The following is a 13,288-nucleotide window of genomic DNA, read 5'->3' as shown; positions in this document are numbered from 1 at the left end:
TATTGAAAACAAACGTACAATACTTCATGGCAAATGGCAGGTTTAAGATGAACCGCCTGCTTTCTTCATCACGCCAAAGGTACCGGACCGATATTTCTAAACCAGATTGAAGTGGAAGCCCGCAGCATAGCGAGGACTTTGAACGGAAAGCGGGACTGAAAACAGCCAAGAGCGCAGAACCCTTCATTTCCAAACAATACCAGCTTAATAATAATTGTAACCAGGTTTATAAATTAACGAACAGCCATAGCATCAATTTCGATCAGCATGCCATTTAAGGCTAATCTTTGTACCGGAATAAGCGTATTTACGGGAAATTTTTGATCAGGCCATATTTTGTTAGAAGCTTCAATCAGGATTTTGTGCTTGGCTTCATCGTAATCTACTACCAAAGTAGTCAGTTTGGCAATGTTGGCCATGGTTAACTTTTTGCTTTTTAATGCCAGGGCAATGTTTTCGAAAACAATGCTTACCTGGGTACCAAAGTCGTCGCTTAAAATACCGTCTGTTCTGCTACCGCCCTGGCCGGCAACAAACACCAATTGACTTTCGGCCGGAACTGCAGCTACATGCGAATAGCCATGTACACGAGGATCACATATACCATCAGGATTGGTAATTTCTAAAACGGGTTTTTCCATATATCTGTAAATTTGAGTATGCTAAATTATCGTATAGCCGATCATAAAGCGTCGGTAGTTTGCAATAAAAAACCTCCTGACTTTTAAAATCAGGAGGCCAGGAATCAGTTATGGTAAGTTAGTTACCGGTAGCTGTCCATGTATCGTTATCAGGGTTAGAATCCGGCAATACCTTGTCCGGATCTAAGGTAACGGATTCGATTTCTTCCGTGGTTGGGTAACGCACCAGCCAGCTCGTGTTTTTCATCCAAACATCAACGGGAATTTTTAGGGTATCGGTTTTTCCGCTTTTGGTTTTGATCTGAAGGATAACCGGCATTGGCATTTTTTCCAGGTTAACTACTTTAATGGTATAACCTACCAGTTTATCGTTGTTCTTTACCTGGTCAACCGCAGCAATTCCCTGGTCCATTTTCCAGTTATTTAACCACCAGCTTCTCCAAAACCAGGCTAAGTCTTCTCCAGCCCCGTTTTCCATCGAACGGAAGAAATCAAATGGTGTTGGATGTTTAAATGCCCAGTTTTTAATGTACTGACGGAAAGCATAATCGAAACGGTCTTCACCCAAAATCTGGTTTCTTAAAATATCCAAGCCCCAGCCCGGTTTGCTGTACAGGTTATTGCCAATGTTTCTTTCGGCCATGCCATCAGGCATCAGCATAATATTCTCGAAAACCGGATTGCCAATAATATTTTTACCGATTCTATGTAAATCGGCTGGACGGCCGGCATATTCGCCATTATTAAAGTTTTTCTTGGAGATGCCGTTGATGAAAGTATTAAAACCCTCATCCATCCAACCATATTTACGTTCGTTTGACCCTACAATCATAGGGAACCAGGTGTGACCAAATTCGTGATCGATTACTCCCCATGCACTTGCCTTTTTAGCCGTCCAGCCGCAGAAAACAATACCTGGATATTCCATACCCCCTATATTGGTTGCCACATTAACGGCCATCGGGTAAGGGTACTCGAACCATTTTGATGAATAATGTTCGATCGTAGATTTTACATATTCTACACCACGGCCGTAAGAATCAGGCCCGTTACTTTCTACCGGTTGAGCAGAAACAGCTAAACCTGTTTTACCACTTGGCAGCTTATACCTTGCAGCATCTAAAACAAATGCTTTGGATGAAGCCCAGGCAGCATCGCGTGCGTTGGTAATTTTAAATTTCCAAGTTAATTTATCTTTTGCCGGGCGCGATTTCGGATCCGTTACTTCTGCCTCAGAACGGATATGTATGGTGGCATCGCTTTGTTTAGCCTCGTTCCATCTTTTTAACTGTTCCGGGGTAAATACTTCTGCAGGGTTTAATAATTCGCCCGAGCCCATTACAATATGGCTTGCAGGTGCGGTAATGGCAAAATCGATATCGCCATATTCGCAATAAAATTCTCCACCACCCCAATAAGGTAATGTATTCCAGCCGATTACATCGTCATAAACGCACATACGCGGAAACCACTGCGCAATGGCAAAGATCTCGCCGTTTTTAGTGGTTAAATGCCCCGTTCTGTCCGATCCTTCTTTAGGCACGATGTACGAGTAATCCATTTTAATGCTTATCACCTCTCCGTTAGCCGCCAATGGCTGGTTTAAGCGAATCTGCATTCGGGTATCTTCTACCAAAGAAGTAAATTTTACGGCTCCTGTTTTTTGGGTTACACTGATGTTCTGGATTTTATATCCACCATCGAACTTTTCGCCCTGCGCACCATAACGGCTGCGCGAAGGGGTAATGGCATAGCCACGCGAGGTTTCTTTAAAGGTATTCTGATCCAGTTGTAACCATAAGTACGGCAACTTATCGGGACTGTTGTTTTTGTAAGTTATCGTAACTGTTCCCGAAACCATATTCTTGGCCTCATCAAGAGTAGCAGTAATGTGGTAATCTACTCGGTTTTGCCAGTATTTTGGCCCGGGTGCACCATTCGCCGAACGGAATTCGTTTCCGTTCTGGGTGTAAAATAACGGACCAAATGCTTCAGCAGGGTTGTAATTGGTCGCTTGTGTAGGGGATGTAGCCTGTTGAGCAGATGCCGAAAACGCAAAAACACAACAAACCAAACCAAAATTAATCAGTTTAGTTAATTTCATGATAATAATAAGGTTGTTATATTGCCGTAAATATAAAAAATAACCACATACACAGTTTTGTTTGTGGTTATAATGTTACTAATAACGGCTACAATTTGACTAAATAAGAATTTTACCCACTTAATTAGCCTTTAATTTCGGCAGATCCTGAAGCTTTCTTTCCTGCGGGCTTAATTTTTTCCATGCCACAAAGGCACGTGAGATGTAAAAAGTATAACGGAAAGGCCTTTCTCCTTTTACAGCTTCTATAGATGGCCTGTAAATAATCATAAAGTTTTTAAGTTCTTCGCCTTCCAGTTTGGTCAGATCGGTAATGGCTTTGGGCGTAAAATTTTCATCGATTTCCTGTTGGTACATTTCCTTCTCTTTTAAATCGGCCTCTTTACGCTGTTGTCTTTTGTATTTGCCATAACCCAGATTGAGTCCCAGCCCCCCAACTTTGTCGGTCATACGTTTACGGTTTAAATTACCACCTGTACTGAGTAAAGTATACTTTTCAGCCAAAGGATCTTTCGCATCAGTGATCTGGCTGTTCATCCTTACCGCACTTACCTCCACATCATTTAAATTGTTCGTTTTAACCGGAAGATATATGGTACGGTTTAAGAGGTTGGTTAAATATAAAGTATCGGTATGATAACCTACTGCCGAAAATTCAAGAAGATCGCCAATATTTGCAGCAATCGTATATTTACCATCTTTGTTTGTACTGGTCACCTTTTTGCTGTTCAGGTTCCGCACCGAAACACCGGGGATGGAAAGTGTTTTTTTGGTAAAATCGAAAACCGTTCCTGTAGTTACCGTTTGAGCAAAGGCGCCCATCGGCAGGGCAAGCAGTAGAAAAATGATCAGTCTGTACATACTCAAAAGTAATTTAGTTCGACGTTTAAAAGCTGCTTTTAACAAACTTTAACATTAGAACAAATGAATCAGGCTAGTGTTTTTAAATAATTTTCATCGTCAAACCCAATTAATACCGCTTTGTTATTGAGTTCGATAACCGGCCGTTTGATGGCACTTGTGTTTTCTTTTAAATAAGCTACGGCGAGGGCTTGATTATCGATTTTAGCCTGCTCTTCTTTGGTCAGTTTTTTCCATGTTAAGCCCTTCCTGTTCAGCACCGTTTCCCAGCCAAAGGTATTGCACCATTCGTTCAGCTTCTCTTCGGTTATACCCTTTTTCTTAAAATCGTGAAATTCAAAATCTATCTGGTGTTCTTTTAACCAATCGAGCGATTTTTTAACTGTGTTGCAATTTGGGATTCCGTAAACGGTCATATTGAATGAATGATAAATGGAAAATGTATAATGGAGGATGGAAGATGGGAAACAATCCAGCAATCCTTTTCAAAGATAGCAAAAAAAGGAAAATGTAACGGCATAATACCATGTGTATCCATCATAACCCATATCTGCTGTTCTAATTCCTGATGTTAAACTCTTATTGCCATTAATTTCTTATTGGTCGAGTGTAATGGGCTAATGAATGGTCGACTGCTCTTAAATCTGCCGTTCAGGGTAAATTCTGATTATTCATCACATTTTTTGCACTATCCATCACATTTTAAATATTACAGCCGATTCTCTTTGTAAAATTGTACCATAAACTAAAAAAAATGGAAATTATTTCTGGTAAATCCCATACCACCAAAAACATCAATCAGCTCGAGTTTTGGATTTCAACCACGCTATTTATTTTTGCCCTGATCAGTATCTGCACGCAGACCACTTATGGCGGGGGTGATTCTTATCATTTTTCGCAACATTCGCTCAATTACAGCGTCATGCAAAATTTCTTTCTGCCCGAGATCTTCAAAATCAGTATCCTTTACTTTAGCTTTTTGCTTTTCAATTTTGTTTCGATGCCGCAATTGGCAAGAAAACAAAACACCATCACTAACCTGATTATTACGATTGCCGTTACCATCTTTTCAATTATTGCCTGGATGGTGGCCAATACCTATTCTCAAGCTTACCGAATATTAGAATATGATGATTTAGATAAAGCTTATGATGTGTTTTTTGGAGAGGCTTTTACCTTTATATTTTTTCTTTACCTTCTTTTTAATGCCTACGCTTATTTTAACGAACGGGGGCTCGAACTGCTCAAAAGAATTCCTTTGTTAAAACAAAACAATAACAATATTGTGCCAGAAGTTTTTACCGCTACAAAAATCTGGCTGATTTTGCTTATGATATTTGCGTCAGTACTCTCGTTAAAGATCGATTATGAAATATTAATCGTTTGGCTATTGGTACCTCCGGTAAATATTTTCTTTGCTTTTTGTGCCATTTATTACATCATTCCAAATCTTAGGAAGAACTTTAAAGGTTTTGGCAGATATTTTTGGGGCAATGTAGTTTTAACCATTATCATTTCGCTCCTGCTTTTGATTATACTTATACCTTTTATGCGCAACAGGGAAATTGTTCCCATCACACTGATTTTGAATGCCATATGTTTAATCTGCATTACCACGCCATCAGCATGGTATATCTATAAACACAAGTTTGAAAAACTGAGTGAAATACAGATGCTGAAAACGGAACTGGGCAAATCAGACGCTAACCTGAATTTCTTAAAATCGCAGATCAACCCGCACTTTTTGTTCAATGCTTTAAACACCCTTTATGGAACAGCTTTACAGGAAAATGCAGAAAGAACCGGCGAGGGTATTCAAAAACTGGGCGATATGATGCGTTTTATGCTCCATGAAAATACACTGGATAAAATTTCGCTTACCCGCGAAGTGGAATACCTGAACAATTACATCGACCTGCAAAAACTCCGCACCTCGCGTTCGGCAGATATCAGGATCGAAGCGCATATTGAAGAGCAGCTGAACAATTTGCAGATTACGCCAATGTTATTGATTCCCTTTATCGAAAATGCTTTTAAACACGGCATCAGTTTACAACAGCCATCATACATTAAAATAACTTTGCAGACTAAAGAAAAAACATTATACTTTGATGTGAGCAACAGCATTTATATCAAAGCCGATAACGATCCTGAAAAGTTAAAAAGTGGTATAGGTTTAGAAAACGTAAGACAACGGTTATCATTGCTTTATTATGAAAAACATGAACTGATTATCCGTGAAAGCGCCAAGGAATTTTTTGTTCATTTAACTTTACAGCTGGATTAAGGCAGTAAGTTTATCGGAAGCAAAAATTGAAGTGAAAATTGGCTTAATCCAGAAATTTGTTTGTAAAAATCCCTATTATTGGCCCCAGGATGTCGTCATTTCGAGCGCAGTGGAACAAAGCCGAGAAATCTATATATCAGCAGATCTCTCCATTTCGTTTCACATCAGTCGAGATGACGATTGAATGTTACCTTGGAAACGCTTCCTTCGTTAGCAAAACAAAAGAGATTAAAAACAGAAACAAATATGATTGCCATTGCTATAGATGATGAACCGATTGCGCTGGATATTATAAAATCGCATGCTTCGAAAGTTCCGTTTGTAGAGTTGGTTCAAACCTTTACCGATGCCTTTGCCGCCATCACATATCTGCAGCATAACAAAATCGATCTGATTTTTTTGGACATTAAAATGCCCGATATCAGCGGTATTGATTTTCTGAAGAGTTTAAGTAAAGCACCCATGGTGATTTTCACCACGGCCTACACCGAACATGCAGTGCAAAGTTTTGAACTTGATGCTGTTGATTATTTGTTAAAACCTTTTTCACTTTCGCGTTTTTTAAAAGCCTGCAATAAGGCACATGAACTCTTTAACCTGCGTAACCAGAAACAGGAGGCAAAAACGGAGTACATTTTTATAAAAGATGGTTATGAACAGATTAAAGTTGAATTAGATGATATCCTCTATGTGGAAGCCTCCGGGAATTATACAAAGATCCAATTAAAAGACAAACTGCTGAGCTCCCGCATTACCATAAACGACCTCGCCGAATTGCTGCCAAAGACAGATTTTATCCGCTGCCACCGGGCTTTTATTGTGGCCAAAAACAAAGTATCCAAATTTGACCGCAGCCAAATTTGGATTGGTGATAAAATCATTCCCATCGGGGCCACTTATGGCGGCATTCAACTTACCTGATGCCTTCTAAACTTTACCGGTTTTAAAAACCTGCGAGGTTTGCAAACCGATTATTTTACATTCACCCTAATTCCTGCAGAATGCGTGGTAAACTCAGGTGCATACATGCTCTGCAAACTGGTAATCCCGTTTGAAAAATTCCCGGCATGGGTAACTCTTAATGGATATTCGAACACATAGGTTCCTTTTGGCATGTAACTGATAAAAAAATTGGTAGAAGCATCTTTTGTACTTTCATAATAACCCAATCCATCCTGATATTTGTAACTCGAAATTACATTTACAGGTTCGAAGCCCGACGAACGCATATCTTTTAAATGGAGGTATTCCATATCCCTGTCGCAATAAATTTCTATCCGTACTTTCAGTAAATCGCCCGGCACCAAAACATTAGCAGTGGTAAGTGGCGTTAGCACATCACCTCTATTGCTGGCTTTCTGAATAAATAATTGTTTTTTAATTTTAATGCCAGTATTTGCAGATGTGATTTTATCCAATTGCTCAAAATATTGCCAATACAACGCTCCCCAGGCTATAGTGTTGTTATTGTTTTTAACTTCAACCCTCCCCATTCCCGGTTTAACATCCTTGCCAGCAATGCTTATTTTCTGATAACCCGTGCCGGCCTCTTTTGCTGCATTGGGCTGTTGCAGTTCTGCTAATTTCCGGCCATCAATGGTAATTTCAGGCTCATTACTCTCCATTAATAAGTTGGTACCTCTCCTTAACAAAGCATAACAGGCTGCCGTGGTGGCTTTTGTGGTTTTCCAATCGTTGGTTTGTTTGTTTTTGAGTAACCAGATTTTCATTTCCTCGACTGCCCTGACATCATTAGCTACTTCATCAAAGGCTTCGATCAATAGAGCCTGTGTTTCAACCGGACTTTGGTACCACCACCAACCTGCCTTGTTGGTGGCCCAGTACATTCCCAGTTCGTCATTTTGCTGAGCAGTTTGGTTTAACAGGGTAATGATTTTTTTCGCTTCTGCAGTATTGCCGCTTCTATGCAGTACCAATGCTGTTTGCGCCAATTGATAGGTATCGAAAGTTTTCCATCCGGATGCCAGTTTTTTGAGGTAAAAATCTCTGGCTTTAATAAACTCGGCACCGGTATTTTTTTGATCGGTATAGCTCCTAGCAAACAGGTAATGCAATGGCAAATAAGCCTGGGATTTTCCTTTCACTTCAGCTTTATAATCCCGTACTAATTCCGCATCCAGGTAAACAATTGCTTTACTGAGCATGGTATTAAATTTTGGATAAGCTTTTTCATCAACCATTTTCAGTTTTTTTAACTGGCCCATACCCAAAACAATGTGCTGGGTAATGTACCGGTCTTCGCGCATACCACTAAACCAAGGGAAAGCGCCATTGTTAAACTGCATTTTTTCTAACTTCTCAAAATTGGCTTTTAACTCATAGGTCATCCGGTTCAAGTCGAAAAGTGTTGCCAAGCGTTTTTTTCGTTCCGTTTCATTATCTGCATTGCGTACCCAGGGCATTTCTTCCAGTAAAATCGATTTTAGTTCCTGGTTTTTCTCCAGGTTGGATAACAATGCTTCGCCGTTATTGGCATTTTTCCACTGTTCAAAAACCGTTTTAATTTTTGGCGATGAATTCATGATTCCTGTTGCAAAGCTATTGGCGTAAAAGCGGCTAAAAGTCTGTTCCGCACACTCATAAGGATATTCCATCAGATAGGGCAGGGCCTGTACAGCGTACCAAATCGGGTTTGAGGTAAACTCGAAAGTGAGGCCTTGGTTACGTATGGTTTTAGAACTGCCGGAGTTTTCGAGCTTTTCGAAATTGAAAGTTTTAGTGGCGTTGCCCCGAACATTTACCGGCATGCTTTCGGTGATCAACATGGCATTGGCTAAAACCGGAACCGTATTTTCTTCGCCATCGCTAAATTTGCCACTCTGAGCCAAAACTTTATAGGTAATGGCACTTATGCCCGATGGAATAATCAAGGTCCATTTGATAACGGTATTGCCCGCATCATCCACTTCAAAAGTTTTTTCCGGCAGATCATCTGCACCAAAAATCCGGATTGATTTTCCTGTTAAGGCATCGGTAAGTGCTAAATTGGCGCTGCCGGTAAGTTTTTTACCTGCCAGGTTATTGAGTTTTGCACTTAATAAAATGGTATCACCTTCGCGGAAAAAACGTGGTGCATTAATTGCAATGGCCAATTGTTTCTGCGTAACCAGTTCATTGGTGATAGATGCCGTTCTTAAATCTTTAGTATGCGCAAAACCCATCATTTTATAGCGGGTTAAACTTTGCGGTATGGTAAATTCGATTAGGATCTCGCCTTTGGCATCCGTTAACAGTTGCGGGTAGAAAAACGCAAGTTCATTAAAGTTGGTACGGGGGGCGATATCTGTTTTTTCAGATTTAAGCGGTCCTACTTCCTGGCGTAACGTTGTTGACTTATCTTCAGCCGCCATTGGAAAGACCATGTCATCGGCAGATCTACTACCATAAATTGCTTCTGCTGCTAAGCCTGGGGCCTTGCCTTGTAAAGCTACTCCTCTAAGCTTTATTACTGCTCCGGTTAAATTTTCCTTTTTTTGCGTACTATAACCGGTTACAACTACTTCATTTAAAGTGCTTCCATCCTCTTTCAGTGTTACATCAACCCGTTTTTTGTTGCCTACCTTCACGGTGTGTTGCTTAAAGCCAATAAAAGAAAAACGCAGTGCCTCCCCTGCTTTGGCCTCAATGGTATAAATACCAAAAACATTGGTTGTGCTTACCTTTTTACCTACACTCACCTGTACACCCGGCAGTATTGCACCCTGGCTATCGAACACCACCCCATAAATTAATTTACCTTTTTCTAACTCCGCCAGTTTTTTTACCACATCGGGCGATAAACCTCTTCGTTTAGCCTGTTGTAAGTTGCTGATGTAGTTCCGGTATCCGTAATTGTATCCGCCATAATAGTTATAACCAAACAGGTTGAAGCTTTCGTAACCCCTGGTAATTACACTATAGTCCCTGTCTGGTCTTAAAAACCATAGGTAATTCGGATTAGCAACGTTGTTTATATTGAAATTCCAGTTATAAAAACCATAATTAAAACTGGTTTGCAGGTTAGTGTTCCAGCTCATCTGCCTTAGGTTGTCCAAACTTGCATCGTATAGCGTGGCCACCATTTCGGCCATTTGTTTTTCTCCATGGTTATTGTTGATCTGCAATTTCCAGCTTTCCTTTTCACCGGGCTGTAATTTATCCCGAAAGGTTAAAAAGCGGATATTCAGTTCTTTCTGCGGGTCTGCAATCTTAACCTGTTGTAAGGAGTTGTAAATGGTACCCTGATGTACCATTGTAAACTGCACGGCAAAGCCATCCTCGTAATGGGCTTCCGGTCGTATTTTAAGGATGGTCTGTTTAGGCGATAGATTGATCCATACTTTTTCAGTTATGCTATCGCGATAATAAACTTCATAATAAGCCTTGCTGTTTTCTGTAAAACCTGCTACACGGAACACGGCGCTTTCATTTGGTTTGATTACCGTAACTTCTGGCGCTATCCATTCGGCGCCAGATTGTATTATGGCAGGTGCAGCATGATAAATTACCAGGTATTTATCTAGCCTAACCGTATCATTCTGTCCGTTTACCGCCGTTAAACTGATTTTATAATAGCCAGGCTTCAGGTCTTTCTGGCTAAAATTTAAGCTTCCGCGGCCGTTTTTAGTACTAAATCCCTGCTTAAATTCTACTGATTTTACCGGCCATTTGGCCACTTCAAGTTCATTGTTATACTCGTCATCCGGAAAGTTTTTAATAAAATCTTCCTTGCTCATGGTATAATTTTCGGCATAAAACGGGCTTTTGTTCAGCAGTCTTGATGGTGCCTGCAGTAAACCCCATTCGGCTTTAACATCAGCCTTAATGGCTTCATTGTTTAAATTGGTAACAGAAAATGGGATACTATCCGTTTTATTGCTCAGATACACAACCTGCTCTGGACTAATATGAAGTGCGATATCCTTTTTCCCTACATTTATGCTGGTTGTCTTTGAACGTGTTTCTCCATTTAAATCGGTAATATCAGCCACAATTTCGTAGCTATAATTCGCCTTGCTATCAATGGCGTTTGCAAAGAAAGTAATTTCGAATTTCCCCCCCGCTTTGGTGTTGGTTTTACCGATGGCTACCTGTTTTCCTTCAGCATACATCCTCGCGCCATAAATGGCACTCCGCTCCAGGTAGCTAAACCTGTGATCCTCCATTACTCTCCTGAAAATTTTATAATTTACCTTTGCGTTGCTTACCGGGTAGCCTGAAAAAGAAATTGCCTTGCCTTCTACTTTAATGCTGTCATTCAGTTTATAATGTTTGTCGGGTTTATCAAAAATCACTTCGAAAGTCGGACGTTTATATTCTTCAACCTGTACTGCAATGCGTCCATGTTCAGTTTCAATCTCCATTTGCCCGTTCAATATGCCCATCGGAATGGTAAACGAACCCTGAAATGTGCCATAATCGTTACTCATCAATTTAGTGGTACTCACCTCTTTTCCATTGGCATCATTAAAAGAAACATCAACCGCTTTATTTATTGCGATTTTATTTTTCCCGTTCAGGATTTTCAGACATAATCCTTTATAATAAACGGTTTGCCCCGGGCGGTAAATCGGTCTGTCGGTAAACAGAATTACACGTTTCTTTTCTTCATCTTCGTCATCCCCGTAGTGATTGTAATTGTTGATATTGATCTGTAATTCATCCTTACCAAGCTTTATCAATGCAACGCTTGTACCTGCCTGTACTTCGGTTGTACTGGCATAACCATTTCCATCGGTGGTTAATAAATCACCATCAAGGTAGTTACGGGTATTGTAATCATACCTCCTTTGCCTGATGGTTACGTTTTTTAAAGGTGCGCCGTTATCCAGCCGGCTAACAAAATACTCGTGCTTACCAATATTACGCCTATTAATAACCGCCATTGCGGTAACCTTAAAATTAATATTGCTATAAACAGTGTCGTTTTGCTTAAGGTTAATGGTTCGGGCAATTAAAGTATAACTGCCAAAAGGCAATGCCTCAATTTTATCAACTAAACTGTGGGTTAGATAATCATTGGTTTTAGGAACAGTAATTACCCACTGCCTAAGGGTTTTATTCTTTCTTAAAAAAGCCAAAAAATCAGCCTTGTTTCTAAATTGTTCATATTCATTTTTCCATTCGGGCGAATGGTACAACTTCAGTTCTACGGTATCCGCATTTTTGTACGACAGGTATAATTGGCTGGCTTTACCGGGCTGTACAAACTCTTTTACTTTAACCGATAAACCAGTGCTTTTAACCTGTTCAATCAGATTTCTGGCATTCTCTGCTCCAATGCTTTGCGGGAAGGTGTTTATTGCTTTTTCGGCTAACACAACTGCAGTGATCAGGTTTTGTTTATTGCTATCAACAGGTAATTGCGCATTTTTATGGATAATGGCCTGCTCATATAAAACATCAGCAAAAACTTCGCTTTGGGTACTTTGCTCAGCCAGCTGGCTTAAGGCGTTATAATACAATTCTTGGTCATTGTCTGGAAAATGCTGTTGTACAAATTTTAAACGTTTTAAATCCAAATCATCCAATGCTGAAGAATTACCGTTGTTTTGATGAAATCTGACCAGGTTTTTAAATAACTGCAAAGCCTGCACTTTAAATGAAGTACTGTCGTCAGGTATGGTGAGGTTCAAAAAGGCCTGCCTTTTGGCAAACCACGTAGCCTTACCCATGTTAATTAGGTCATCGTCATTTGCAGTTAGGCCCAGCTGTGTATTGCTGAAAACATCGATGGCACGGTGGGCTAACAGATCGTATAGGGTTGGCCTAAAGCTTCTGTACCTTTTATCACCTGCCAAAACCGCATCTAAAGTGTCTACCTTAATCTGTTGTAAAATCCGGCTCTCTTTTACCGATAGCAAATAATACCTTACCGTTTCATCATTCAGTTTCTTAATAGCCCAGGTTTTAATGTCGTCGCCAACACCGCCCTGAACCTGGGTACGCTGGCTAATCTGCCAACGGTTCTGTTGGAGATAGTTCCAATAGGTTTCGGCCAAAAGTGATTGTAAAATACTTTTTTCGGGCTCTTTAGCACTGCTGATATCTTTGCGCAGATCAATCAAAATCTGGTCAAAGGCATTTTCTTCCAGGTAACTCTGAAACATCATCCGGTAAATAACCGATTTAACCAATAAAGGCGTATTGCTGGTTTGGCGTGCCTGTTCATTTATTTTTTCGATCAGGGCAAGGGCATCTTTTGGTTTACCCTGGTAGGCAATAGAATCAACCCTGTCAAAATCGCTGAGGCTATATTTATGCTGGGCAGAAACACGTAACGACAGTAGCTCGAGGAGAAAAAATAAGGTGGAGAGGCGTAATAATATGTTCATAACTGGCTTGAGTTTTTAATATAGATGGGCTGAGTGCTTAAATTCCATAAGCGATTAGTCA

7 protein-coding genes are annotated in these 13,288 nt (G+C 40.2%); 2 read left to right on the top strand and 5 right to left on the bottom strand.

Annotated elements, in window-relative coordinates; all coding sequences use genetic code 11:
• Positions 1-233 precede the first annotated feature (233 nt).
• From GGQ60_RS20685 to GGQ60_RS20670, 4 genes are all read right to left on the bottom strand, one after another.
• Positions 234-641 (bottom strand): RidA family protein, encoded by a 408-nt coding sequence (locus GGQ60_RS20685; RefSeq protein ID WP_183767968.1) that lies wholly within the window; start codon positions 639-641, stop codon positions 234-236.
• Between the two features lie 118 nt (positions 642-759).
• Positions 760-2,745 (bottom strand): M1 family metallopeptidase, encoded by a 1,986-nt coding sequence (locus GGQ60_RS20680; protein WP_183767966.1) that lies wholly within the window; start codon positions 2,743-2,745, stop codon positions 760-762.
• A 120-nt stretch (positions 2,746-2,865) separates the two neighbouring features.
• Positions 2,866-3,606 carry a carboxypeptidase-like regulatory domain-containing protein gene (locus GGQ60_RS20675; RefSeq protein WP_183767964.1) on the bottom strand — a complete coding sequence of 247 codons (741 nt, stop codon included), beginning with the start codon at positions 3,604-3,606 and terminating at the stop codon, positions 2,866-2,868.
• A 68-nt stretch (positions 3,607-3,674) separates the two neighbouring features.
• A complete protein-coding gene (locus GGQ60_RS20670; RefSeq protein ID WP_183767962.1) occupies positions 3,675-4,022 on the bottom strand; it encodes a Spx/MgsR family RNA polymerase-binding regulatory protein in 348 nt (115 codons plus the stop codon).
• A 338-nt stretch (positions 4,023-4,360) separates the two neighbouring features.
• Here GGQ60_RS20670 and GGQ60_RS20665 point away from each other — a divergent pair, with 338 nt between their 5' ends.
• Together GGQ60_RS20665 and GGQ60_RS20660 are read left to right on the top strand one after the other, a co-directional pair.
• A complete protein-coding gene (locus GGQ60_RS20665; protein ID WP_183767960.1) occupies positions 4,361-5,893 on the top strand; it encodes a sensor histidine kinase in 1,533 nt (510 codons plus the stop codon).
• Positions 5,894-6,139: 246 nt separating this feature from the next.
• Entirely contained in the window at positions 6,140-6,814 is a 675-nt protein-coding gene (locus tag GGQ60_RS20660; protein ID WP_183767958.1) for a LytR/AlgR family response regulator transcription factor, read from the top strand.
• Between the two features lie 50 nt (positions 6,815-6,864).
• Here the strand turns inward: GGQ60_RS20660 and GGQ60_RS20655 are convergent, their stop codons facing one another.
• Positions 6,865-13,227 (bottom strand): alpha-2-macroglobulin family protein, encoded by a 6,363-nt coding sequence (locus tag GGQ60_RS20655; RefSeq protein ID WP_183767956.1) that lies wholly within the window; start codon positions 13,225-13,227, stop codon positions 6,865-6,867.
• Positions 13,228-13,288 lie beyond the last annotated feature (61 nt).

Source organism: Pedobacter zeae (assembly GCF_014196715.1).
GTDB lineage: Bacteria > Bacteroidota > Bacteroidia > Sphingobacteriales > Sphingobacteriaceae > Pedobacter > Pedobacter zeae.
Note: the sequence above shows the minus strand (reverse complement) of the source record. Positions and strands in the feature narration are given on the sequence as shown.

Coding starts and splice junctions, on each gene's coding strand:
- GGQ60_RS20685 (WP_183767968.1), bottom strand. CDS start 641: ATGGAAAAACCCGTTTTAGAAATTACCAATCCTGATGGTATATGTGAT.
- GGQ60_RS20680 (WP_183767966.1), bottom strand. CDS start 2,745: ATGAAATTAACTAAACTGATTAATTTTGGTTTGGTTTGTTGTGTTTTT.
- GGQ60_RS20675 (WP_183767964.1), bottom strand. CDS start 3,606: ATGTACAGACTGATCATTTTTCTACTGCTTGCCCTGCCGATGGGCGCC.
- GGQ60_RS20670 (WP_183767962.1), bottom strand. CDS start 4,022: ATGACCGTTTACGGAATCCCAAATTGCAACACAGTTAAAAAATCGCTC.
- GGQ60_RS20665 (WP_183767960.1), top strand. CDS start 4,361: ATGGAAATTATTTCTGGTAAATCCCATACCACCAAAAACATCAATCAG.
- GGQ60_RS20660 (WP_183767958.1), top strand. CDS start 6,140: ATGATTGCCATTGCTATAGATGATGAACCGATTGCGCTGGATATTATA.
- GGQ60_RS20655 (WP_183767956.1), bottom strand. CDS start 13,227: ATGAACATATTATTACGCCTCTCCACCTTATTTTTTCTCCTCGAGCTA.